General features: G+C 46.7%; 23 protein-coding genes. 21 read left to right on the top strand and 2 right to left on the bottom strand.

All coding sequences use genetic code 11. The features are described from left to right. Nucleotides 1–233 precede the first annotated feature (233 nt). Genes MHN31_RS19035 through MHN31_RS19025 form a run of 3 tightly spaced genes read left to right on the top strand, consistent with a single transcriptional unit; the run spans nt 234 to nt 2,152 of the window. A complete protein-coding gene (locus MHN31_RS19035; protein WP_239445068.1) occupies nt 234–905 on the top strand; it encodes a cytochrome c biogenesis protein CcdA in 672 nt (223 codons plus the stop codon). 27 nt (nt 906–932) lie between these two features. Then, nucleotides 933–1,394, top strand: coding sequence for a TlpA disulfide reductase family protein (locus MHN31_RS19030; protein WP_239445067.1), 462 nt, complete (start codon nt 933–935; stop codon nt 1,392–1,394). Then, the gene (locus tag MHN31_RS19025; protein WP_239445066.1) at nt 1,391–2,152 is read left to right on the top strand and encodes a hypothetical protein; all 762 of its coding nucleotides are present in this window, start codon (nt 1,391–1,393) and stop codon (nt 2,150–2,152) included. Before MHN31_RS19030 ends, MHN31_RS19025 begins: the two co-directional genes overlap by 4 nt. On the opposite strand, the gene MHN31_RS19020 is transcribed toward MHN31_RS19025, so the two are convergent. Continuing rightward, the gene (locus MHN31_RS19020; protein ID WP_239445065.1) at nt 2,147–4,297 is read right to left on the bottom strand and encodes a winged helix-turn-helix domain-containing protein; all 2,151 of its coding nucleotides are present in this window, start codon (nt 4,295–4,297) and stop codon (nt 2,147–2,149) included. The genes MHN31_RS19025 and MHN31_RS19020 overlap by 6 nt on opposite strands. 97 nt (nt 4,298–4,394) lie before the next feature. Between MHN31_RS19020 and mnmE the strand changes: the two genes are divergently transcribed. Further along, nucleotides 4,395–5,759, top strand: coding sequence for a tRNA uridine-5-carboxymethylaminomethyl(34) synthesis GTPase MnmE (gene mnmE, locus MHN31_RS19015; RefSeq protein WP_125561163.1), 1,365 nt, complete (start codon nt 4,395–4,397; stop codon nt 5,757–5,759). 43 nt (nt 5,760–5,802) lie between these two features. Here the strand turns inward: mnmE and MHN31_RS19010 are convergent, their stop codons facing one another. Continuing rightward, nucleotides 5,803–7,365 (bottom strand): serine hydrolase domain-containing protein, encoded by a 1,563-nt coding sequence (locus MHN31_RS19010; protein WP_239445064.1) that lies wholly within the window; start codon nt 7,363–7,365, stop codon nt 5,803–5,805. A gap of 630 nt (nt 7,366–7,995) precedes the next feature. Between MHN31_RS19010 and mioC the strand changes: the two genes are divergently transcribed. From mioC to MHN31_RS18925, 17 genes are all read left to right on the top strand, one after another. Beyond that, nucleotides 7,996–8,442 (top strand): FMN-binding protein MioC, encoded by a 447-nt coding sequence (mioC, locus tag MHN31_RS19005; RefSeq protein WP_125561159.1) that lies wholly within the window; start codon nt 7,996–7,998, stop codon nt 8,440–8,442. Between the two features lie 436 nt (nt 8,443–8,878). Beyond that, nucleotides 8,879–10,768, top strand: a complete 1,890-nt coding sequence (gene mnmG / locus MHN31_RS19000; protein ID WP_239445063.1) for a tRNA uridine-5-carboxymethylaminomethyl(34) synthesis enzyme MnmG — start codon at nt 8,879–8,881, stop codon at nt 10,766–10,768. 16 nt (nt 10,769–10,784) lie between these two features. Continuing rightward, on the top strand, nt 10,785–11,405 hold the full coding sequence (rsmG, locus tag MHN31_RS18995; protein WP_125561155.1) for a 16S rRNA (guanine(527)-N(7))-methyltransferase RsmG: 621 nt from the start codon (nt 10,785–10,787) through the stop codon (nt 11,403–11,405). A 14-nt stretch (nt 11,406–11,419) separates the two neighbouring features. Then, the gene (locus MHN31_RS18990) at nt 11,420–12,205 is read left to right on the top strand and encodes a ParA family protein (protein ID WP_010384867.1); all 786 of its coding nucleotides are present in this window, start codon (nt 11,420–11,422) and stop codon (nt 12,203–12,205) included. 15 nt (nt 12,206–12,220) lie between these two features. Further along, a complete protein-coding gene (locus MHN31_RS18985) occupies nt 12,221–13,174 on the top strand; it encodes a ParB/RepB/Spo0J family partition protein (protein WP_125561153.1) in 954 nt (317 codons plus the stop codon). Nucleotides 13,175–13,312: 138 nt separating this feature from the next. Next, nucleotides 13,313–13,693, top strand: a complete 381-nt coding sequence (locus tag MHN31_RS18980) for an ATP synthase subunit I (RefSeq protein ID WP_010384869.1) — start codon at nt 13,313–13,315, stop codon at nt 13,691–13,693. Between the two features lie 16 nt (nt 13,694–13,709). Further along, the gene (atpB, locus tag MHN31_RS18975; protein WP_010384870.1) at nt 13,710–14,567 is read left to right on the top strand and encodes a F0F1 ATP synthase subunit A; all 858 of its coding nucleotides are present in this window, start codon (nt 13,710–13,712) and stop codon (nt 14,565–14,567) included. Nucleotides 14,568–14,633: 66 nt separating this feature from the next. Further along, nucleotides 14,634–14,867: a F0F1 ATP synthase subunit C gene (gene atpE / locus MHN31_RS18970; protein ID WP_008222392.1), complete on the top strand. Its 234-nt coding sequence runs from the start codon at nt 14,634–14,636 to the stop codon at nt 14,865–14,867. Between the two features lie 49 nt (nt 14,868–14,916). Further along, nucleotides 14,917–15,387 (top strand): F0F1 ATP synthase subunit B, encoded by a 471-nt coding sequence (gene atpF / locus MHN31_RS18965; protein ID WP_010384872.1) that lies wholly within the window; start codon nt 14,917–14,919, stop codon nt 15,385–15,387. 15 nt (nt 15,388–15,402) lie between these two features. Then, a complete protein-coding gene (atpH, locus tag MHN31_RS18960) occupies nt 15,403–15,936 on the top strand; it encodes a F0F1 ATP synthase subunit delta (RefSeq protein WP_010384873.1) in 534 nt (177 codons plus the stop codon). A gap of 14 nt (nt 15,937–15,950) precedes the next feature. Then, complete coding sequence (atpA, locus tag MHN31_RS18955) at nt 15,951–17,492, top strand: F0F1 ATP synthase subunit alpha (protein WP_010384874.1); 1,542 nt, start codon at nt 15,951–15,953, stop codon at nt 17,490–17,492. A 52-nt stretch (nt 17,493–17,544) separates the two neighbouring features. Next, nucleotides 17,545–18,405, top strand: a complete 861-nt coding sequence (gene atpG / locus MHN31_RS18950; RefSeq protein WP_010384875.1) for a F0F1 ATP synthase subunit gamma — start codon at nt 17,545–17,547, stop codon at nt 18,403–18,405. 32 nt (nt 18,406–18,437) lie between these two features. Beyond that, a complete protein-coding gene (gene atpD / locus MHN31_RS18945; RefSeq protein ID WP_010384876.1) occupies nt 18,438–19,823 on the top strand; it encodes a F0F1 ATP synthase subunit beta in 1,386 nt (461 codons plus the stop codon). A 13-nt stretch (nt 19,824–19,836) separates the two neighbouring features. Then, nucleotides 19,837–20,253 carry a F0F1 ATP synthase subunit epsilon gene (locus MHN31_RS18940; protein WP_125561149.1) on the top strand — a complete coding sequence of 139 codons (417 nt, stop codon included), beginning with the start codon at nt 19,837–19,839 and terminating at the stop codon, nt 20,251–20,253. 1,654 nt (nt 20,254–21,907) lie between these two features. After that, nucleotides 21,908–22,150, top strand: a complete 243-nt coding sequence (locus MHN31_RS18935) for a hypothetical protein (protein WP_138538123.1) — start codon at nt 21,908–21,910, stop codon at nt 22,148–22,150. A gap of 104 nt (nt 22,151–22,254) precedes the next feature. Beyond that, entirely contained in the window at nt 22,255–24,399 is a 2,145-nt protein-coding gene (locus tag MHN31_RS18930; protein WP_125561147.1) for a glycosyltransferase, read from the top strand. Between the two features lie 12 nt (nt 24,400–24,411). Then, entirely contained in the window at nt 24,412–25,254 is an 843-nt protein-coding gene (locus MHN31_RS18925; RefSeq protein ID WP_125561145.1) for a DUF692 domain-containing protein, read from the top strand. Nucleotides 25,255–25,298: the final 44 nt, after the last annotated feature.

The raw sequence follows: 25,298 nt of genomic DNA, 5'->3' as shown, positions 1-25,298 counted from the left end.
ACAGTCTCACAGTCTCACAGTCTCACAGTCTCACAGTCTCACAGTCTCACAGTCTCACAGTCTCACAGTCTCACAGTCTCACAGTCTCACAGTCTCACAACTAAGTTCTTTCAGCTTAATCATTAGAATCAAGATGTTGATAAATTTTGAGGATAATTTTAGGTCACTTTGATAGGGGGATCGGCGCTTGCATTGCATGCTGTGCTCACTCTTTACAACTTAACGAGCACACTATGTTTGACCTCTCTCTGTTGGACGCATTACACACCGCACACCTCAGCTGGTGGCTGCTGCCTCTGGCTTTGTTTAGTGGTGTACTAACCAGCTTTACACCCTGTGTCTATCCACTATTGCCCATTACGCTGGCCACCCTCACCCGATATCGCACCCAAACACTGGCACCGCTTCAGTATTGTCTCGGCTTTGCCGCAATCTACGCACTACTGGGTGGCATCGCAGCCTGGAGTGGCAGCTTGTTTGGTGTGGTTGCATCCAACCCCTGGATACAGATTGGCTTTGCCAATGTGCTCATTTATCTGGCACTGGTGAATAAAGGGTGGCTGACTTTTCCGCACTTTTCTGGCCTGGGATTTCGAGGTACACAGGGTCCATTGCTGATGGGCATGACCAGTGCACTGGTCGCAGCGCCGTGTACCTCTCCGGTGCTCGGGGGCTTAATGCTGTTTGTTGCCACCAGCGGACACCTGCTATTTGGTGCTCTACTGCTATTTAGTTTCGCCCTGGGCATGAGCAGCCTGTTGCTGCTGGCCGGATTGAGCAGTCAGTTTCTGGCTCGTTTGCCCCGCACGGGCGCCTGGCTCACGCATGTCCCCACTGCCAGCGCACTACTTCTGCTGCTCATGGCGCAATATTTTCTTATTCAGGCTGGCAAAAGCTGGCTATAACGCAAGGAAACCATTATGGAGACCATCATGACGAAAATCCTCACAGGCATCATGCTGCTGGCACTCTCAGTCACGGCCACCGCCAAATCTTATCCCCCTTTACAGGCTGATACGTTGCAAGGGCAGGCGATATCAAGTAAAGGGAAGATGACTTATCTGAAGTTCTGGGCTACCTGGTGCGCTTACTGCGTTGAAGAAATGCCCCACCTTCAACAAGCCTATGAACAAAGTCAGGGCCGCTATCAGGTCATCGCTGTGAATGTCGGCTTTAACCAGACCATTCAGGGTATCAAAACCTATATAAAGCGCCATGACTACCCGTTTCCTGTGGTGTTCGATGCCACAGGTGACATCACACATCAGTATCAGGTCACAGGTACGCCTCAGCACATTTTACTCGATGCCAATGGCACAGAAATTTATCGCAGCGCCCTGCTGACCGATGAGCTTAAACAACACCTGGCAACACAGTCAGGAGTAAAACCATGAAATTGCTAAACCCGATCACCCTATTGCTGAGTCTGACTATGCTCATACTCAGTCAGCGGACAGCCGCTTCATCCATTGAATATATTTTTATTACCATCTGGGATGAATATATGCAGCAAACCGCCTTCCCCCCTCAACAGTCGGGTATAGAGCGCCGCTTCATTCACCCGGACATCAACATAGATCAAGCCAGTGTGGAGCAGTTTACCGCCCTGTTTCCAGGCTATGCCACGCTACAAATCGACACCCACAATCAACTGGCGATCCGCTATGGCGTCAGGCAGACCCCTTATCGGCTGGTGGTTGAACAGGATCAAGTGCAACAACGGGAGGCACTGGGCACACTGCCAGCAACAGCCCTCATTGATACTTCCCCACGAGAAGAAGCACTCCATAGCTTGTCCGGACAGCGCTTTGATCCCACTGCACCCGATGCTGATTTTCGGGTATTGTTCTTCAGTGACAGCCTGTGTCCATTTCAGCATATACCGGATTGTGAACGCAGGATCGCACAAAATAACCACCTGTCAGAGCAGATTAACTACCCGGTAGTGAGCGTGATCAAACCATTTTATGTCGATCAAGCTCAGGTCATCGCCTACCAACAGCGCTTCAAAGTAAATCATGAAATACTCTTCGACAGCCACAATCAGCTGTTTCGCTACTTTGCGGTGACCGAGTTGCCCTACTGGGTGGTGCAAAACAAACAAGGTAAAGTGATTTACCGGGCTAACCGGGTACCGTCTTTTCCCTTATAGTGCCCAGTTGCTCTGACAATAAACGCTATAAGGCTTATCCAGGATTGTACTGACTAACTGGAAGGTATGCTCTGATCCTGCCCTGATCTGACTCAGCTGCGCGATCAGAGCATCACTGTGCTCCCGCGCAGCAAGCAGCTCGCTCAACTGATATGACAAAGTGTTGTCCTGAACGAACCAGGCCGCCGCCGCGCCATACAACAGCTCCAGGTGACTGGCATTATGCGGATCGACTATCACGGCCAGTGCAGCCTCGGCGTCACCGCGCAATAAACGGATATACATCTGAGTATAACGGGTATAACTCAGCGTATCTGCCAGGTTCAGCCGCTGATACACTGCCCGTGCTTGCATGACATGTGCTTCAGCCTGTTCCAGCTCACCTTGTCTTATCAGACTCCAACCCAGCATCAACTGAGCATGTGCTGCGGTCATTACAGAGACTTTATCCCAGGCCAACAGTTGCTCAAATGTCTCTATGGCACTGGCCAACCCCGGCGCGTCACTGTGAGTGAGCGCACCATCCATGATGGCCATGCCACGCAGTAACCAGTGCAATTCATACTGAGGGAGCCACAGGGGATCCGGCTCAACCTGCGCCAGATACGTAAGGGCTTCATCCCCTCGGTGAAGCTGAATATAATAGAAGCCAAGGTAAGTAAGTATTTGCTTTCTTAGATAGTCTTCGCCCAGATTGGATGCAATCTCCAGCGCTTCCAGTAAACTGGGTTCACTTTCAACAACTGGCACCAGATAATTCTGGCCATAAGCAAACAAAGCGCGTGCCAGCAGCAAACGCTGCGGCGACTGGCGATAGTAGGTGATTGTATTGTGTAACACTTCTCGGCTGCTTTGAAGATCCAGTAAGCGCTTTTCTTCAGGCCCGGCAACAGGCGGGTTAGCCAGGTAAAACGCACGCTGCGCATCCTGATAAGCCAGTGCGCGGCTGCCAATTAGGGCATATGCCGAGTTCAGGGCCTTACTGTGTGCATCCCACTGTTGATCCAACCACAGCAGATCGGCCTGCAACTGATACGCCGTAGCCAGTTGCTCCAATAGTTGATGACGCTGCGCAAGATCCAGCCCCAACTGCACATCTGTCAGTGCCTGAGCGTAATGACCCTGCGCCTTGCTGAGCTCTGCCTGATACAGATAATAGCGCACCTTGATTGCAGGCGCCGCGTTACTCACGTCCATGCTGGTAAACACTGCGCTGGCCTGTGCCAGCTCTCCCTGTTGCCAGGTAATGCGGGCCAATTCGAGCTGCGCAGCCAGATGCTGAGGATGTTGGGTCAAGGCAGCCTCAAAATATGACTTTGCCAGTCTGCTGCCTTGTTCGTCCAGGGCCTGCAAGCCACGGTAATAGTCCTGGGATGCTGTCTCACTCCGACGGGTCTGGCTGGCGTGCCCATCAGGCAATAAGTTCAGTGCAGCAATGACCTGATCTGCCACGCTGTCAAACGCCATATCAAGCTGCTCAACCACTATCTTATGCTGTTGCCCCGTGGAGCTGATGGTCAGTACATAACGCTGTTGCTGACGGGACAAGGTGAGCGCTACCTGTTTGTTACTATTCACTTCTGCCTGCTGGGCCGGCGGGACTAGCTGATAGTCAGATTGCAAGCGTGCCACCAGTGCTGCATGCAATGCATACCCCCACCACGCATTGGCGGCCACTTCGGTATCATTGTTCAGCGGCAAAATGGTCAAAGCAGGTCGCGCCTCCTGCGCCATAACAGGCTCAGGCGCAGATTGACTGACATAACCAATGACTCCCCCGATAATCAACAGCGCGATACTCAAAAAAGTCGCCCATATTATGCAGCGCTTATTGCGATTCACTTGAGTAAGTGGGCAGATCCATTGATAGCCCTGCTGCGGTACGGTGCGGATAAACCTCGGCTGTTGTGCATCATCTCCCAGTGCCTGGCGCAGCTCTGCCATACTTTGCGTCAACGCTGCATCACGATATTCACCATGTTGCCATAAAGCATCCAGCAACGTCTCACGCGCGATCACTTGCTGTGGACGGGCCAATAAAAACCGCAGTAATTGAGCAACTTTAGGTCGTAATGGCACAACTTGTTGCGCATGGCTTAATATCTGTTTATCTGCATCAAAATGAAACTGAGCGAAAGCAACCACAGTGGATATCCTTATATCTGAACCGCCTCTACTATACCTCACAGCGCACGTTTGCTGTACACTTAGCGATAATTAGAGTTTGCTTTCAAGGGTCATAATGATCGCACAAGACACCATCGCTGCACAGGCAACCGCACCGGGTCGGGGCGGCGTCGGCATAATTCGAATTTCAGGTACTCTGGCTGAGCAGGTCGCGCACAAAATACTCGGAAAATGCCCAAAAACCCGCTATGCGGAATACCTGCCATTCCAGACACTTCAGGGAGAGCAACTGGATCAGGGCATTGCGCTGTTCTTTAAAGGCCCAAACTCCTTTACCGGCGAAGATGTGCTTGAGCTTCAGGGCCATGGTGGTCCGGTGGTGCTGGACATGCTGCTTAAAGAGATCAGCCAGGTCGAAGGCGTGCGACTCGCCAAACCCGGTGAATTCTCTGAACGCGCATTTATGAATGATAAGCTGGATCTGACTCAGGCCGAAGCCATTGCCGATCTGATCAATGCAACCAGCGAGCAAGCGGCGAAAAGTGCCCTGCACTCACTGCAAGGTGACTTTTCAAAACACATCAATGCGCTGGTGGAACAAGTGATCCATTTACGCATGTATGTGGAAGCGGCCATTGACTTTCCGGATGAAGAAATCGACTTTCTCTCTGATGGCAAAGTGGCTGGCGACCTGAACGCCATCATCGCGCAGCTCAGTGTGGTGCGCCAACAGGCCAAGCAAGGCAGCATTATGCGTGAAGGCATGAAAGTGGTGATCGCGGGTCGGCCAAATGCAGGTAAATCATCACTGCTCAATGCGCTGGCAGGCCGTGAAGCTGCTATTGTCACCGATATTGCCGGCACCACCCGGGATGTACTGAGAGAACATATCCATATTGATGGCATGCCGCTGCACATCATTGACACAGCAGGCCTGCGCGACAGTCCGGATAAAGTGGAACAAATCGGTATTGAGCGTGCCTGGGATGAGATCCGCGCCGCAGATCACGTGCTATTTATGGTTGACGGTACCGAAACCAATGAAACCGATCCTGCCCGGATCTGGCCAGAGTTTATTGAACAACTGCCTGCCGGCATGGACATCACCGTGATCCGCAATAAAGTTGACCTCAGTGGTGAACAGACCGGTACCAGTCACGATCATGGTCATGCCCTGATCCGCCTCAGTGCCAAAGACAGCACAGGGATTGATCTGTTGCGTGAACATCTCAAGGCCTGTATCGGCTTTACCGGTGCAACCGAAGGTGGCTTTATGGCACGTCGCCGTCACCTCGACGCGCTGGAACGTGCCGCAGAACATCTGGAGATTGGCCAGACTCAGCTGGAAATGCACATTGCCGGCGAGATCCTGGCTGAAGAACTGCGACTCACACAACAATACCTTAATGAAATCACCGGTGAATTCACCTCCGACGACTTGCTGGGTAAGATCTTCAGCTCTTTCTGTATTGGTAAGTAATACAATACTAAGACGCACCGCTTAGGTGCGTCTTACTCTTCCGTCACTGAGTATCTTTAGTGAGCGGCGCCACGCCTTTTATGCCCAGTTCGTGAAATAACGCAATGGCAGCTTGCTCAAATTCATAAAAACTCTCCGCAGATACCTGATGGCTTGCCGTGACCATACGGATCGCCAGCGGCTCAACAAATGTTGCGTTAGTGCCCCAGAACCCAGAATGTCCGGTTGTGGAATAGCCCTCAAAATCAAACCGCTCCTGCGCCAGGCCATAATGTTCCTGAACGCCCTCTTCAGGCACTTCGCTCAGCCAGTGCTCGGCAATTTCCTTTTGTAACTGAGGATCCTCAACCAAATGCCCCTGATGAAGAGCCGTCATGAACACATTGAGATCATCCAGTGTGGAGACCATCCCGCCGCCAGCCCAGGCAAAAGAGGTATTCACCTCAAGTGCAACCACATTGTGATTACCACTCAGTTCAGAGGGGATCTCCTCATGTTCAGGAATATAAAAGTAGTGGTGCGCTATCTGCTCTGAACCACGCATCGGTTCATGCCGATCCATATAAGTGTTGTCCATACCGAGCGTCTGCAACACACGCTCATATAACAGCTGCTCAAAGCGCTTTTTGGTGTGCTTTTCCAGTGCCCAGGCGAGTAAATCGGTATTACTGTTGCCATACAGGTGTTTTTCTCCCGGCATAGCCTCCAGGTTTTGTGTTAAACCACGCTCTAGCAGATCGGCAATAAGCAAATCAGAGCGCCATAGCGCCGGAATATCATCTTCACCGCCTTGCAGTGCCGCAATAAATGAACGCGTGTCAGGCGCTAACGGGTCATGCAAATAGGAAATAAAATCACGGATCCCGGTACTTTGATCTAATAGTTGCCGGATCGTAAGTGATCCCCCACGTTTCACGCCCTGAGCAACATGCAAGTCCTCGATGCTATAACCCAAGGGCATATCCTCTGGCGAGATCAACGCTGTGATCGGCGTATCCAGCGTAAATAGTCCTTCGTCAATCATGGAAAAGGTCACTGCTGCACTTAATAACTTAGAAATACTGGCAATGCGAAACGGCGTATCTGTTTTTAACACCTGAGTCTGCTGTGCATCCCGATAGCCAACAGCACCTCGCCACACAACCCCGCCCTGATTGAAATCTATCAGGGCCTGGATGCCAGGGATCAAGGCTTTATCCGCTTCATAAACCTGCAATAACAAATCATCAAGTTGCACAAAGACGGTTTCTTGCAGCGACTTTACGATCACAGTGAAACGTTTGCTCTGATAGACATCAAGCTCATCCGTGGCAGTGATCTCAAAAGTATATTCGCCGGCGGCTGTGGGAAGGCGTACATCGATACTTTGTGCCTGATCACCCGATACATGTAGCACAGCATCATCCGGCCCTGAGACCTGACGCCAGGCGATTGATTTCAGGTTATCATCCTTATCAGTGACCCTGGCTGCCAGCGTCACCTGAGTCATCGCGATTGCCGTCAATTCAGGTTGTTCAATGGTAATGGTCGGCCGTTCATTGCGGCTAACACATGCGCTCAGCACACCGATACAGATCAGCGCAGCGCCCAAGTTGAGTGATTTCATCCGTTTGCTCCTTTGAAAACTGCGCCTAGATTATGCTCAGATCACACTGCAAACTGTGAGTAATTGATGAAAAACCGCGCATTTCTGTCAATATTTGTATTTCATAAAGGAACATCGGTGTCGCAAACAGTGCTATGGCGAGCAAAATTACTCACATCACACCATCATTTAGAGGTGGCTGTACAACATAAACAGCAACGGCAAACACCCGATCCTGTCAACTATGTGAAAAAGATCGACATTTTTTAGATTATTTCATTATATAGATCAAACTTTATAGATCCTCTTTCTTGTCATGAAAAGACGATCAGATCGCCTTATGCACCAGAATCTATCCACAAGCTAAAAATTGCTCGGCTTTTGACCCTTTACAGGCATTTCTGTAGGGCCTGATAACCCCAAAAAGCATCAGGATATTCGCGGTTTATCCACAACAAGCACACCGGGTTAGCATTTGGAATATTTTATTAAACCACTGATTTATATGCATTAATTTCAAAACTGTGTAATTTGATTACTAATTGCGCTAGATTTTTTTATCCCAAACTCAGATCAAGGCTTTACTTCTCTGTGAAGGTCATTAAGATGTCGCGAATACGCCCAGAGTCAGTAATCAGGATCTAACGCCGCATGCGCAATATTGAGATCATCATAGGTAGCCAAATGGGCTCCGCAGAGTACGTTGCAGAACAGCTTGCCGAGCAGCTTGATGCCAGTGAATTCAACACGCAACTGCATGAACAACCGGACCTGAGTGCCTGTCAGCATTCTTTGTGGCTGGTGGTCACATCTACTTATGGTGCCGGCGACTATCCGGACAACCTGCTGCCTTTTATAGAGCAACTGACTGATCATGAAGATCTGAGCCATGTGCAATTTGCCGTAGTGGGTATTGGCGACTCAAGTTATGACACCTTTAATCTGGCCGCCAGTAACTGTGCGCAGCTACTGTCAGATAAAGGCGCACAGCAGCTTTTACCGGTATTAAAGATCGATGTACAAGATGAAGCACTGCCGGAAGATGCGGCCATCGCCTGGTTGCCCACATTAAAACAGCAATTGGATCAGGCCAGTTAATCCGATATGCGGATCAGTGATGAGATCTTTTACACAGAAGTTATTCACAAAATGACTCTTTCTTAGATCGCATTGTGGATAACCTTTGATCTAACTGCGGATCTAAGCATACTTATCCATTGGATAGTTTTCATTGGATCTTGGGCTGTGAATAAATAGCCACTTTGATCAAAGCTTTTCATCGTGATGATCCGATCTAATTCACACCATATGATCTGAACTAACTCTTTGGATCAAATAAGGAATACATCGTTATTCACAGATCCGGGCTGATCTAATAGTAAGATCTAATAAAGATCTTTAAAAAGATCCTTATATATATTTAAGTGATCCTTTTGACCCTGATTAAAATTTAAACGTTTCACTTCTGCGTTTTTCTGGGTAGAATACGCACCCTTTCGAAATTTGCTGGTTGTTTTTAAGTAGGATCCCGTAAATGATTTATCACGAGCATTTTGACGTTATCGTTGTTGGTGGTGGTCATGCAGGTACTGAGGCAGCATTAGCTGCAGCACGTATGGGCATGAATACCTTATTGTTAACACACAATATGGACACCCTGGGACAGATGTCCTGTAACCCAGCAATCGGCGGGATCGGAAAAGGTCATCTGGTAAAAGAGATCGATGCGTTAGGTGGCGCAATGGCCAAAGCGATCGACAAAGGCGGGATCCAGTTTCGTACACTGAACTCATCTAAAGGTCCTGCTGTAAGAGCGACTCGTGCTCAGGCAGATCGCACACTGTATAAAGCGGCGATCCAGGATATTTTGCAAAACCAAGAAAACCTGAAGATCTTTCAGCAATCGTGTGATGATCTGATCGTTGAGCAGGATCAGGTGAAAGGGGTTGTTACCCAAATGGGACTGCGCTTCAGTGCCGAAACGGTAGTATTAACAGTCGGTACTTTCCTTGGTGGCCAGATCCACATTGGTTTGGAAAACTTTAAAGGTGGCCGTGCAGGCGATCCGCCTTCAATTGCATTGGCACAGCGTTTACGTGAACTGCCCTTCCGTGTTGATCGGCTAAAAACAGGCACACCACCTCGTATCGATGCACGCACTGTTGATTTTTCTGTGATGCAAGCACAACCAGGTGATACGCCAACGCCGGTATTCTCATTTATGGGTAAAACATCGGATCATCCACAACAGATCCCTTGCTACATCACGTATACCAATGAGAAAACCCATGACGTGATCCGTGAAAACCTGCATCGCTCACCTATGTATGCCGGTGTGATCGAAGGAATTGGGCCTCGTTATTGTCCTTCTATTGAAGATAAGATCGTTCGTTTTGCTGATAAAGAGAAACATCAGATCTTTGTTGAACCGGAAGGGCTGACTTCTTACGAACTGTATCCAAACGGGATCTCCACCAGCTTGCCGTTTGATATTCAGCTGGAGATCGTGCGTTCAATTCAGGGTTTTGAAAATGCGCATATTTGTCGTCCTGGTTACGCCATCGAGTATGATTTCTTTGATCCGCGTGACCTGAAGCAATCTTTGGAAACCAAATTCATTAATGGTCTGTTCTTTGCTGGCCAAATCAATGGTACCACCGGATATGAAGAAGCCGGCGCACAAGGCTTAATCGCCGGTATGAATGCGGCCTTGCAAGTTAAGGGTCAGGATGCCTGGACACCGCGTCGCGATCAGGCCTATACCGGAGTCTTGATCGATGACCTTGCAACCTTAGGGACCAAAGAACCGTATCGCATGTTCACCAGCCGTGCTGAATACCGTTTGCTGTTACGTGAAGACAACGCCGACCTGCGTCTAACAGAACAAGGCCGTAAACTGGGTTTAGTGGATGATGAACGCTGGGCAGCTTACAACAATAAGCTGGAAGTCATGGAGCAGGAAACGCAGCGACTGCGTAACACCTGGATCCACAAAGATCATCCTGCACTGGCGCAGGTGAATGAATTGCTGAAGTCGCCATTGACCCGTGAAGCCAGTTTGGAAGATCTGATCCGTCGCCCGGAAGTCAGTTATAACACACTGATGCAGATTGAAGGGTTGGCCAGCGAACAGGACAATATTCAGGCGCTGGAGCAAGTTGAGATACAGACTAAGTACGCCGGGTATATTGCGCGTCAGCAGGATGAGATCAACAAACAACTGCGTCACGAAGAAACGCTATTACCGGCTGAGTTCGATTACGCTCAGGTCAGCGGTCTGTCAAACGAGGTGGTGGCTAAGCTGTCAGAAGCCAGACCACAAACAATCGGCCAGGCGTCTCGCATTTCTGGTATCACCCCTGCTGCTATTTCGCTATTATTAGTGTATCTGAAGAAGCAAGGGTTGTTACGCAAGTCAGCGTAACAACAAACGGAAGACTGTGTTATTAGAACAACTTACAGCCCTGTTAGCCCGTACGGACATCACGCTAACTGAACAACAGAAGCAGCAGCTCGTCGATTATGTCGGGCTGCTCGATAAATGGAACAAAGCCTACAACCTGACCTCAGTGCGCGATCCACAAGAAATGATGGTTAAACACATCATGGACTCGTTAGTCGTTGCGCCTCACCTGAGCGGCAAAAATTACATCGACGTGGGTACCGGACCCGGATTACCTGGGATTGTACTGGCCATCGCCCTGCCCGATACGCATTTTGTTTTGCTCGACAGCCTTGGTAAGCGTGTACGTTTTTTAACCCAGGTAAAACATGCGCTTGGACTGGAAAACGTCACACCCGTTCAGTCTCGTGTTGAAGAATATCAACCAAGTGTTAAATTAGACGGTGTACTGAGCCGTGCATTTGCCTCTTTGCAGGATATGGTTCAGTGGTGTGGACATCTGGTCGATGACGAAAGCCGCTTTCTGGCGTTAAAAGGTCAGTTTCCGCAGCAGGAACTGGATAGCCTGCCTGCCGGTGTGACTCTGGAACGTGATATTAGTTTACAGGTCCCCGAGCTGGATGGTGAACGTCATTTAATCATTCTGAAAAAAGACTAGTATTCGAGGACATAGTGGCTAGAGTCATTGCGATCGCAAACCAAAAAGGCGGTGTGGGAAAAACCACCACTGCAGTTAACCTGGCAGCTTCCATGGCTGCGACCAAGCGTAAGGTCCTGCTGATTGACCTGGATCCACAAGGCAATGCGACCATGGGCAGCGGTGTTGACAAATATGGTGAAGTAGCAACCATTTACGATCTTTTGATCGAAGAGACCCCCATTCAGGACGTGATCAGCAAAGAAACGTCCGGCGAATACCATCTAATTGCTGCTAACGGTGATGTGACCGCGGCAGAAGTTAAATTGATGGAATTGTTCGCCCGCGAAGTGCGTTTGCGTAATGCACTGGAATCGGTGCTGGACCAGTACGATTTTATTTTTATTGATTGTCCGCCTTCTTTGAATATGCTGACGGTCAACGCAATGGCGGCGGCTGACTCTGTTATGGTGCCTATGCAGTGTGAGTATTATGCACTGGAAGGACTCACAGCGCTGATGGATACCATCACGCAGCTTTCTAAGCTGGTCAATCCCCATTTACAGATTGAGGGGATCTTACGTACTATGTACGATCCACGTAACCGCCTGGCGAATGATGTATCTGAACAGCTGAAACAGCACTTTGGTGAAAAAGTATACCGCACGGTGATCCCACGCAATGTGCGTCTGGCAGAAGCGCCGAGTTTTGGTGCGCCAGCGATGTACTATGACAGAGCATCCAGTGGTGCCAAAGCCTATTTGGCATTGGCCGGAGAAATGCTCCGCCGTCAGGAAAAACAAGCAGCAGCTGTTGCCTAAGAGGAAGAAAAAATAATGTCGGTGAAAAAACGCGGTTTGGGTCGAGGTCTGGATGCCCTGTTGAGTTCAGCAAAACCTGCTGCGCCTCAACCTGCTCAGCCTGAAGTCACACAAACCCAGGGCACCGAGCGTGCCGTTGAACCCGAGCAGACGACGCAAAACCATGAGGTGACCGATCAGGAATTACAACGGTTGCCCATTGAGTATTTGCAACGTGGTAAATATCAGCCGCGCAAGGACATGTCTGAACAGGCGCTGGAAGAGCTTGCCAGTTCGATCCGGGCACAAGGTGTATTACAACCGATAGTGGTGCGCCCGATCGCTGAAAACCAATTCGAAATCATTGCTGGTGAACGACGCTGGCGCGCTGCGCAGCTTGCTGAGCTGGATGTGGTGCCCTGTATCATCAAAGATGTTGCTGATGAAGCCGCAGTGGCCATTGCGCTGATTGAGAACATTCAGCGTGAAGATCTAAACGCCATGGAAGAAGCCGTTGCACTCGACCGATTACTGAACGAGTTTGAACTAACCCATCAGCAAGTTGCTGACGCCGTAGGCAAGTCACGTACCACAGTGACCAATTTACTTCGTCTCAATAATCTCAACGATGATGTAAAAATCTTGTTGGAACATGGTGATATTGAAATGGGTCATGCCCGTTGTCTACTTGCACTGACCGGTGAGCAGCAATCGGAAGCGGCCAGAACCGCGGTCGCTAAAGGACTAACGGTCCGTGAAACCGAGAAACTGGTGCGTGCTATGTTAGAGCCCGTGGAGAAAAAACCAGCAAAAGAGAAAGATCCGGACGTTAAACTGCTTGAGCAACAGCTAGCAGAGAACCTGGGGGCCAAAGTGGAGATAAATTATAACCAAAAAGGCAAAGGTAAGCTGGTGATTTCTTATGCAAATTTAGATGAATTAGATGGAATTTTGGGGCGTATCCAGCCCGATTTTCAACAACCCTCGTAATCTTACCTTTTAAGGCGAAATGGGCGCTCGAAAAGCGTTACATTTCGTCTCGTCAAGTTGCAAATTGAGCAGAAATAAGTATAATTTCGCCAGTTTTCTAGCCCTGATAAAATTTAGCGTCATTAAGGTTAATTATAAGTGACTCATTCGTTAGCAAGCCCATATCGGCGTGCCGCATTAAAAGGTGTTTTGTATCAGGGTCTCGTAGCTATCATTGCTGCAGTAATAGTTTTTATTGGTTGGGGAGTGGAAGCAGGCTTGTCGGCGTTGGCTGGCGGTGCGGTGCTGGTACTCCCTAATTTTGTATTTGCCGCTTATGCATTCCGATTTATGGGTGCCAGTAAGGCAAATCAAGTGTATTCCTCATTGAAACGAGGAAACGGATTAAAATTTTTGCTAACTGTTGTGCTTTTTGCGCTCATTTTTAAGCATTTTTCAGTGGTTATGTTGCCGTTTTTTGGCACCTACATGCTGGTAATGCTGACACAATGGTTGGTTCTGATTTTTTTTAATCATTAACTTTTAGGATAAAACAATGGCTGCAGAAGAAGTGACTCTATCGAGCCATATTCAGCACCACTTGACCAATGCCAAGATGTGTTCGACCGATGCCGGTCTGGCCTTCAATAAAGCATGTGCGGACAGTGGTTTCTGGACATGGCATATAGATACCCTCGCATGGTCCATCGGTTTAGGTCTTATATTCTTATGGATCTTCCGAAGTGCCGCTAAAAAATCCACCACAGGCGTTCCTGGTAAATTCCAGTGCTTTATTGAAATGGTTGTTGAGCTCGTTGGTGATAACGTGCGAGACACTTACCATGGCAATAGCAAACTGATCGCGCCTTTGGCCCTGACTATCTTTGTCTGGGTGTTCTTAATGAACTTGATGGATTTGGTTCCAGTTGATTTCCTACCTGCTTTCGCCGGCTTCGTTGGTGAGCAAGCATTTGGTATGGACCCACATGATGTTTACATGAAGATTGTACCGACCACAGACGTGAATATGACTGCTGCACTGGCACTGGGCGTATTTATTCTGATGATCGGGTATTCAATTCGTATCAAAGGTCTGGGCGGCTTCATTGCTGAGCTTACGCTTCACCCGTTCAGCTCTAAGAACAAATTAGTGATGGCAATTCTTATCCCATGTAACTTGCTACTTGAAACAATCGCATTGGTTGCTAAGCCTTTCTCGCTGGCACTGCGTTTGTTCGGTAACTTGTATGCAGGTGAGATGATCTTCATCCTGATCGGTGCAATCGGCCTGATGCAGCTTCCACTGCACTTTGTATGGGCTGTGTTCCACATCATGGTAATCGTATTGCAAGCATTCGTATTTATGATGCTGACTATCGTTTACCTCAGCATGGCTAGCACAAAAAGCCACTAATTAGCTGAAATAAAAGAATTTTTTAAACTTTAACTTTAATTTACTATTGAAACTTTGGAGATAAAAATGGAAATCGCAGTTGCTATTAAACTTATCGCTGTTGCTCTACTAATCGGTTTTGGTGCAATCGGTACTGCACTAGGCTTCGGTAACATGGGTGGTAAGTTCCTAGAAGCATGTGCTCGTCAGCCTGAGCTTGCGCCTCAACTACAAGTTAAAATGTTCATCCTAGCTGGTCTTATCGATGCCGTTGCAATGATCGGTGTAGGTATCGCTATGTACATGTTGTTCGCTCTTTAATATTGCAAAATACCTGAAACGAACAACTGTCAAGTAAGGAGGAGCGGTCGTGAACTTAAACGCCACTCTAATAGGTGAATTAATCGCATTTGTGGTCTTCGTATGGTTCTGTATGAAGTTCGTATGGCCACCACTAAATGGTGCGATTGAAGCTCGCCAGAAGAAAATCGAAGATGGATTAGCTGCCTCTGACAAAGCTGAAAAAGATCTTGAGCAAGCGCGCGAAAAAGCTGCTGAAGAACTGAAAGAAGCGAAAACTCAAGCTAGCGAAATCATTGAACAAGCTAAAAAGCGTGCAACGCTGATTGTTGACGAAGAGACAACTCGTGGTCAGCAAGAGCGTGAGAAAATCATTGCTCAGGGACACTCTGAGATCGAATCTGAGCGCAACCGCGTGAAAGAAGAGCTACGTCAACAAGTAGCGACTCTGGCTGTGGTTGGTGCAGAGAAGATTTTAGAGCGTGAAATCGATCAAGCCGCACACAGTGACATCGTTGAAAAACTTGTCGCTGAGCTTTAAGTAGAGGGTATGAGCATGTCTGAATTGACTACTATCGCTCGCCCATACGCTAAAGCGGCTTTTGAACTTGCCGTTGAGAAAGGCACAGTTGAAGCTTGGAATGAAATGCTGTTCTTCGCAGGCCAAGTGGCCCGCGATGAACAGGTTCAGCTGCTACTGGGTGGCATTGCTACCGAAGCAGAGCAGTCTGATGTATTCATCAAGCTATGCGCTGAGCAACTCGACGAACAAGGCCAAAATCTTATCAAGCTGATGGCCGAAAATGAGCGTTTAGCCGCCATTCCAGCTGTTGCAGATTTGTTTGCTGAACTTAAAGCAGACTATGACAAAGAAATCGACGTTAACGTCGTTTCAGCAGCAGCGCTTGCCGAAGAAGAGCAAGCAAAATTGGTCGCGGCACTTGAGAAACGTTTCGCACGCAAAGTTAAGCTGAATTGTAGCATCGACGAAACCATCGTAAGTGGTCTGGTCATTAAAGCTGGCGATACCGTCATTGACGGCTCTATTCGCGGCAAGTTAGATCGTCTTGTGACGACGCTACAATCGTAATTGGGAAAAAGAGCATGCAACTTAATTCCACAGAAATTTCTGCACTGATCAAGCAACGCATTGAGCAGTTTGAAGTTGTAAGTGAAGCGCGTAACGAAGGTACTATCGTATCTGTTACCGACGGTATCATCCGCATCCACGGTCTTGCTGACTGTATGCAGGGTGAGATGATCGAGCTTCCTGGCAACCGTTATGCTATCGCATTGAACCTTGAGCGCGACTCAGTAGGTGCGGTAGTAATGGGTCCATACGCAGACCTTAAAGAAGGCGTAAAAGTTAAATCAACAGGTCGTATCCTTGAAGTACCAGTAGGCCGTGGTCTGCTAGGTCGTGTTGTAAACACACTAGGTGAGCCGATTGACGGTAAAGGCGCGGTAGACAACGATGGTTTTGAGCCAGTTGAAAAAATCGCACCGGGCGTAATCGAGCGTCAATCAGTAGACGAGCCAGTACAAACTGGTTATAAGTCTATCGACTCTATGATCCCAGTTGGTCGTGGTCAGCGTGAGCTAGTGATCGGTGACCGTCAGACTGGTAAAACAGCACTGGCTATCGATGCTATCATCAACCAAAAAGACACAGGCGTTAAGTGTGTGTACGTTGCGGTTGGTCAGAAAGCTTCGACCATTGCTAACGTAGTACGTAAACTAGAAGAGCATGGCGCTCTTGAGAACACCATTGTTGTTGTTGCATCAGCATCTGAGTCTGCTGCACTACAATTCCTGGCACCGTTCTCTGGTTGTACTATGGGTGAATACTTCCGTGACCGTGGTGAAGACGCGCTAATCGTATATGATGACCTGTCTAAGCAAGCTGTTGCTTACCGTCAGATCTCACTACTACTTAAGCGTCCACCGGGCCGTGAAGCATACCCAGGTGACGTATTCTACCTTCACTCACGTCTTCTAGAGCGTGCATCACGTGTTAACGCTGATTACGTTGAGAAGTTCACCAACGGTGAAGTGAAAGGTCAAACAGGTTCATTGACGGCATTGCCAATCATTGAAACTCAAGGTGGTGACGTTTCTGCATTCGTACCTACCAACGTTATCTCAATCACCGACGGTCAGATCTTCCTAGAGACTGACTTGTTCAACGCAGGTATCCGTCCAGCTGTTAACGCTGGTATCTCGGTATCTCGTGTAGGTGGTGCAGCGCAAACTAAAATCGTTAAGAAACTAGGTGGTGGTATCCGTCTAGCGCTAGCTCAGTACCGTGAACTAGCGGCGTTCTCTCAGTTCGCTTCTGACCTTGACGATGCAACACGTGCCCAGCTTGAGCACGGTGAGCGCGTAACAGAGCTAATGAAGCAGAAACAGTACGCACCAATGTCTGTTGCTGACATGTCTCTGTCTCTATTCGCTGTTGAGAAAGGCTACCTGCAAGACATCGAAATCAACAAAGTACTTGATTTTGAAGCAAGCCTAATCGCATTCGCGAAAAGCGAATACGCAGCGCTAATGACTCAAATCAATGAAACTGGTAACTACAACGCCGAGATCGAAGCGCAGCTGAAAGAACTTCTAGAGAAGTTCAAGTCTACGCAAACTTGGTAATGTGTTATGAAGGTGAGTAGTTAACTACTCACCCAGATTCGGAGAAAGAGTCATGGCCAGCGGAAAAGAGATAAAAAGCAAGATCGGGAGTATCAAGAATACTCAGAAGATCACCAGCGCAATGGAGATGGTTGCCGCTTCTAAAATGAAGAAGGCACAGGAACGCGTCGCGTCCAGCCGCCCATACGCTGAAAACTTACGCAAAGTGATCGGTCGTATTGCTCAGGCTAACCTTGACTTCCAACACCCGTTCTTAATTGAGCGTGAGGTGAAGCGAGTAGGTTACATCGTTATCTCTACTGACCGTGGTCTTTGTGGCGGCTTGAACTCAAACGAGTTTAAGTATGTAGCGAAAGACGTTAAAGCGTGGAAAGAAAAGGGTGTTGATGCAACATTTGCAACCCTTGGCGGCAAAGCTGCCGGTTTCTTTAAGCGTTTTGGCGGTGAGCTAGAAGCCAAAAAAGCCGGGTTAGGAGATGCGCCTTCCGTTCAGGACGTAATTGGTCCTGTTAAAGTGATGCTAAAAGCATACGAAGAAGGCAAAATTGATCGCTTATTCGTTGTGTACAACAACTTTGTGAACACAATGAAGCAAGAGCCTGTTATCGATCAGTTATTACCTTTGCCAAAAGCTGAAGAAGAAGTATCAGCTCACGCTTGGGATTACTTATATGAGCCAAACCCAGAGGCGATTCTAGAGACACTACTAGTGCGCTTTATTGAGTCTCAGGTTTACCAAGGTGTAGTTGAGAATGCTGCCTCTGAGCAAGCTGCCCGTATGGTTGCGATGAAAGCCGCAACAGATAACGCAGGTGGCCTGATTGATGAGTTACAGCTGGTATACAACAAGGCGCGTCAGGCTGCAATCACACAAGAGATCAGTGAGATTGTATCTGGTTCAGCTGCCGTGTAACGCTTCGGCAAAGTTTAACGAGAGGAATAGACATGAGTTTAGGTAAGGTCGTCCAAATTATCGGCGCCGTTGTGGACATCGAGTTCCCACAAGACAACGTGCCAGCCGTATATGACGCACTAAAAGTTACAGAAGGCGACCTGGCTGGTTTGACACTAGAAGTGCAACAGCAGCTAGGTGGCGGTGTGGTACGTGGTATCGCACTTGGTAGTACTGACGGTCTGCGCCGTGGTACTTCAGTAGAAGGTACAGCTGAGCCAATCAAGGTTCCAGTTGGTACAGCAACACTTGGTCGTATCATGAACGTACTGGGTGACGCAATTGATGAAGCCGGCCCAATCGGTGAAGAAGAGCGTTGGTCAATCCACCGCGCTGCACCTTCATACGAAGAGCAAAGCAGCTCAGTTGAGCTACTTGAAACAGGTATCAAGGTAATCGACCTTGTATGTCCGTTCGCGAAGGGTGGTAAAGTTGGTCTGTTCGGTGGTGCTGGTGTAGGTAAAACCGTAAACATGATGGAACTTATCCGTAACATCGCAATCGAGCACAGCGGTTACTCTGTATTCGCCGGTGTTGGTGAGCGTACTCGTGAGGGTAATGACTTCTACCATGAGATGAACGACTCAAACGTACTAGACAAAGTATCGCTAGTATACGGTCAGATGAACGAGCCACCGGGTAACCGTCTGCGTGTTGCTCTGACTGGTCTGACTATGGCAGAGAAGTTCCGTGACGAAGGTCGTGACGTACTGTTCTTCGTAGATAACATCTACCGTTACACGCTGGCGGGTACTGAGGTATCTGCACTACTAGGTCGTATGCCTTCAGCGGTAGGTTATCAGCCAACTCTTGCAGAAGAGATGGGTGTACTACAGGAGCGTATCGCATCGACTAAGACTGGTTCAATCACGTCAATCCAGGCCGTATACGTACCTGCGGATGACTTGACTGACCCGTCACCAGCAACGACGTTCGCGCACCTTGATGCAACTGTTGTACTTTCACGTGATATCGCGTCTCTAGGTATCTACCCTGCGGTAGACCCACTAGATTCAACATCTCGTCAGCTTGACCCGCTAGTAATCGGTAACGAGCACTACGAGACTGCACGTGGCGTTCAGACTGTACTTCAGCGTTATAAAGAGCTGAAAGACATCATCGCAATTCTAGGTATGGACGAGCTATCTGACGAAGATAAGCAAGTTGTATCTCGTGCACGTAAAATCCAGCGTTTCCTGTCTCAGCCGTTCTTCGTTGCTGAGGTATTCACAGGTGCACCTGGTAAATACGTTTCACTGAAAGACACTATTTCTGGCTTCAAAGGCATCTTAAACGGTGAATACGATGACATGCCAGAGCAGGCTTTCTACATGGTTGGCTCAATCGACGAAGCGATCGAAAAAGCCAAAAACATGTAATTAGGGGGTTGTTATGGCAATGACAGTACGCCTTGACGTAGTGAGCGCTGAAAAGAGTTTGTACTCTGGCGACGTGACTGCGATCCAAGTGACAGGTAGTGAAGGTGAGCTGGGTATTCACCCGGGTCACGCACCACTACTGACTGGCCTAAAACCTGGTATGGTACGTTTAGTAACAGAAGATAACACTGAAGAGTTTATCTATGTTGCAGGTGGTACGCTGGAAGTTCAACCTAAGACCGTAACTGTCCTTGCTGACGTTGCGATCCGTGCGGAAGAAATTGACGAGCAAGCTGCTGAAGAAGCTAAACGTGAAGCGGAAGCGCAATTGGCTTCAGGCACTGCAGGTGAGCTGGATTACCAGCAAGCTGCAATGCAGCTTGAAGAAGCTCTTGCTCAGCTACGTCTTCTACGCCAGCTGCGCAAATAAGCAGCCACCTATCTGGTTTAAAAAACCCACACTCTACGTGGGTTTCAGACTGATAATAAACCCCACTTTTTAAGTGGGGTTTATTTTTTTAGATGCCAGGTGAAGGCATTTTGGTTCTCTAACATTTATCAGCAACATTCTTACAGGCTGTGCTGCATGCCTTGAGCAGCCATGGCTATTTCTTTCCCGAAAAATTTCTTATTTAGAACAACTAAATAGCAAAATTTTTGCCTTGTTATCGACCCTATTTTCTCGCCTCAAAATAGATCACTTAATTAAGCAAATTGGTATTACAAGTCCGTATTTCACCATGTAGGCTGGCTTAGATGCTTGTATTGTGATGATATCCATATTCACACTTTATAAATGAGTCTCTGTTAGTCGGATCCGCACTCCCTAATCACACCAATTAATTGTTTATTCAAACTTATGGCAATCTGTCGCGATGAAATGGGCAGAGCCTAAACCAACTGCAACGAGATTCTCTGGTATAGAGGCGATTATCGGGCTTTTGTTTGGTATGGTCACGGCCATTTCACGGTGCTTTGACGCTAATGTTATGCTTACCATCGAATCATATGGCCACAGCTGAAAAAGACTTGTGGCTTCTCGTCAGGGAGCAACCGTCAGCTGTGTGAATTGAGGTTGCCATCTATACTACCACCTATTGCTTGTTCAATTTGACGGAGCAAATATGACGTTATCTGTGCCACATTTATAAATGCTTCTGTATCACAACTATGCTCACACTTTGCTTTATACCAATTTCACTTAATACCTGTTCAATTTGAAGGAGTAAAAATGGCGCCAACGGCGTTAAAGACTTCTCATGTCGTATTGTATTGCTGCGTTTGCCAAAAACGATAAAGACCTGTCAGGCAAGCTTTCAAGAAGTAACCATATTTAATACGTCATAGGTAAGAAACCAAAGTGAAGGTTGTACTTAATTCAGGCAGGTGTCCAGAAATAATGGACAGATCAAATCGCCCCTGCTTGTTGGTTTTTATAAGTTTAGGTTGCACTATTTTTAACCATGCGTTTTTAGTGTTTTAAAATGTCACTATTCTGTTGCTTTTTTTGTTCTTCTTTTATCTCTTTTTTATTTTAAAAAGCTTTAATATCATTCACTTACCATTTTGTTTGTGTTGTTGCTAATGGTTGTTAACGTTTATTCACTTTTGGTTCACTCACTTAATCTTGTAAGTTCACCCTGTCAAACGATAGGTCGAATCTGGAATTGATTTGAGTGCACTGAGCTGCACTGGTCAATGAGTAAATTCACACTATTTTTTGTCACACAAGGCAGTGCGTTACGCACAGCCATATAAAAATGAATGGTGGCTTGGCGCTTATGTGAATATCACATGCACCACTCACCGAATAAGGAACGCACTTTATTTGTAGCTTTCGAGACAGTGTAAGGTATGAGTACGGCCAATTAGGGTTGTAAGCAACACGTTCCATTGAACTATTTAATAAAAAAGGAATAAATGATGATTAATTCACTATTTGTAATTTCAGAAGTTAGCCAAAGCGTTGGTGATGTAGATATTGCTGGCTGTAAAGGCTGTCGCGCTTGTGAAGCTCAGGCTGAGTTTTAATTAAAAAAACACACTGAGTAGAGGATAAGTTATGTCTTTTCAACATGACGTTCATGCAGCATCGCTCTCTACAAGTCACCCCGGTGATTTGTGTGAAGGTTACCGCTGTACTGGTTGCCCTACTTGTCAAACTCAATAAAAAACCATTAAACAAAAAGGAAGAAATTATGTCTTTTTCAAACAGCATTTTTGAAGCAGCTCAAGCTACTAGCAAAAACGGTGATGTATCTCCAGAAGGCGGCCACTGTGGCGGTTGTACTGGTTGTTCAGGCTGTTACTACATGGCACAAATGTAATTGCTAACAGCTAAAGAGGCGTTGTACGCCTCTTTTAAAGTTTCAACTACACCGAGTGCAGAAATAAAAATCAATAATAAAGCAAAGTACTAAAAGGCATTGTAATGAACATTTGTATAATAGGAAAAGTCTCTCCAATTCAAGGGGGAGTGGCGCAGTTAAACTTCTGGCTATGCTATGCATTGGCTAAGCAAGGCCATCAGGTGCATCTGATCAGCAACGGGACTGAAACTGAAGAAGAGTTTAGAATAACATTAGGACGTATTCCTGATGATATGTCAGGTACTCCATTTGCTGATGTAAAGAACAATCTGCATATCCATTACACAAATGAAAAAGCTAAGTACCAATATATTCCTTATGCTAACCCTTTCGTATCAAAGCTTTCTAATATAGCTATTGACGTTGTCCGTAAATATGAGTGTGACTTTATCCTAGGTCACTATTTTGAACCATACGGCGTTGCAGCTTATGTCACGTCACAAGCGACTGGTGTTCCGTTTGGCTTGAAGCATGCTGGTAGTGATGTAGGCCGACTGCTTAAAAACCCAGAGCACAACACCCTTTACCATGAGATGTTCAGTAAAGCAGGATTTATTTTTTCCAGTGGCTCCACGACTCGTCGTTTTTATCATGCAGGTGTAGATCCATACAATGTCATGCCTTTTGCACCGCCAACCTGCCCTGAATTCATCTACAATCCAGAGCGCAAAGCGCTTGATTTAGAACAGTATCTAATCAGTACAAAAGATGCATTGAGCAAGCCGATATATTCAATGCTTAGAGAACAGTTTGGTTATGAAAACTATGATAGTGAAGCCAGTAGTATCGGTATCTACGGTAAGGTCGGTATTAGCAAAGGCAGTTACGATCTCATCGAGTCTTTGGGCAAGTTAAAGAAACGCGGTAAAAAGTTCAACTTCTTAGCCCTCACTAATGGTCATGCGCACCAGCTAAAAGAGTTTGTCAATAAAGTAAAAGAAGCTGGCATTGAAGAAAATACCATTTGGTTACCATTCATGCCGCATTGGCAAGTGCCAGAATTTATCAATTTATGCGATGCGGTTTGTTTCTTAGAACGTGATTTCGCAATCCCTATCCATATGCCAGGCGTTGCTGTTGAAGTTATGCGTTGTGGTAAATGTCTGATTGTATCTGATGAAATTTATGAAAAGCAGCGTGTGAAGGACAAGCTTGAGCCGGGCGAGAACTTACTTGTGGTAGATCCTCAAGACACAGATGCACTGGCTGAAAAGATCAGTTTTGTACTCGATTTTCCTGATAAAGCTAAACAAATTGGTGCAAATTGCTATGAAGTCGCAAAGGATTTTTATCCCTCTTTTGATGAGATAGCAGAATCGATTAGCGATAAGTTTACCGAAGCATTTGAAAATATAAAAAGAAGAGAATTAGAGATGAGCGCACTGGAATTACAATCTTTCGTCAATCGCTTGTACACAGATGACGTATTTCGAAAACTAAATGATGTTGCACCAGATGTTACTGAGGCTTTATATCAGCTAACGGATGAAGAAAAGCAGGCAATCAGAAATATTGAGAAAAAAGCTCTGGAACAGTATGCATCAAGCCTGAAGATGAAAAACTTCAAGCGAAACACAGCAAGCTATGAATATACATTAAAGGTGCTTGGCGAGCCTGCACTATTTAAGCTGTTTGACCGTTTCTATAACGTCAACCCTGCATATCCAGGGGAAAGTAAACTTGCGTTTGTATCTAAATTTGGTCAGTTCTTAGAGGACAGCATTAACGGTTCGCAAGACGATATTCCAAATTATACCGCTGAGTTGATCCGTTTCGAAAATATTCGAAATCAGTTGAATCTAACCACGACAAATCAAGATGATTTTGAATACATCAACACCAAAAACGCAAGCACGACAATTGAGAATGACACCAAAATAAAGCTTGTTGACTCAGCGACGTTGTTGAAACTTGACTATGACTTAGCACAACTGATCGAATTGCTTGATGAGGACGAGATCCCTGCAAACGTCGAAGAGAAAGAAACGGCTATGGTCATGTATTTTGTACCAACTTCTCCTAAAGCGAAACTATTGTCTCTTAATCCAGCTGCCGGCTCGCTAATAAGCATGATCAAAGGTGAGCTTACATTTGCACAATTATTGGATCATTTTGAGACTCAGACTGGTATCAGTGGTTGTAGTGAAGATCTTAAGCAAGCGTTGGAATTCTTCCACTCTAATGAGTTGCTGCTCATATCGCAATAAAAGGGGTCATTCATGATCAGTAAATCAATAGACTTGCTACCTTTTTTAGGCGCTGGCTTAGGTTATAGATACCAGATCCATAATGATATTTTAGCAAATGAAGATGAAATTGACTTTTTGGAAATTATTACTGAAAAGTATATTGGTACTTCTCCACGGTCTATCGACGCATTAACGGAAATGGCAGAGAAATTCACCATTATTCCTCATGGTGTTTCTTTATCGGTGGGGTCTGCACGCAAAGTATCAAAAACGTTTTTATCTAATGTTAAAGATGTTGTAGATATCTTGAATGCGCCTTATTACAGCGACCACTTGGCAACAACGGAGTGCCCAGGTATTGATTTAGGTCACTTATCACCGATTCAATACAATGACGTCACGCTAAAATATACCGTCGATAATATAAATATGGTTCAAGATACTCTGGGAATTCCGTTTGTCATCGAAAACATTACTAAGACATTGGAAATTCCGGGTTCGACAATGAGTGAAGAAGATTTCTTGCACCAGCTTGTTGATAAAACGGGCTGTGGCATGTTGCTCGATGTGACGAATCTTTACACTAATAGCGTAAATTTTGGCTTCGATGCGATTGAGCGAGCTAAACAACTACCACTTGATGCTGTCGTTCAGGCGCACCTTGCTGGTGGGGTTTGGCACAACGGTAAACTTATTGACTCTCATTCTGAATCTATACCTAATCAAGTATGGCAACTGTTTGAAGAACTCATTCCATTAATGCCTATTAAAGGCGCATTAGTTGAGAGAGATGATAATTACCCTGATTTTGATGAATTACTAGCTGAAGTTAAGAAAGGAAAGAAGCTCCTAAGCAATACTTCTTCAAAATAATTCACAAGCACACCGTAGGACAAGCAGTCATTGCTTGTCCTAAT

It is taken from the genome of Pseudoalteromonas sp. McH1-42, assembly GCF_022347845.1.
Classification (GTDB): domain Bacteria; phylum Pseudomonadota; class Gammaproteobacteria; order Enterobacterales; family Alteromonadaceae; genus Pseudoalteromonas; species Pseudoalteromonas rubra_D.
Note: the sequence above shows the minus strand (reverse complement) of the source record. Positions and strands in the feature narration are given on the sequence as shown.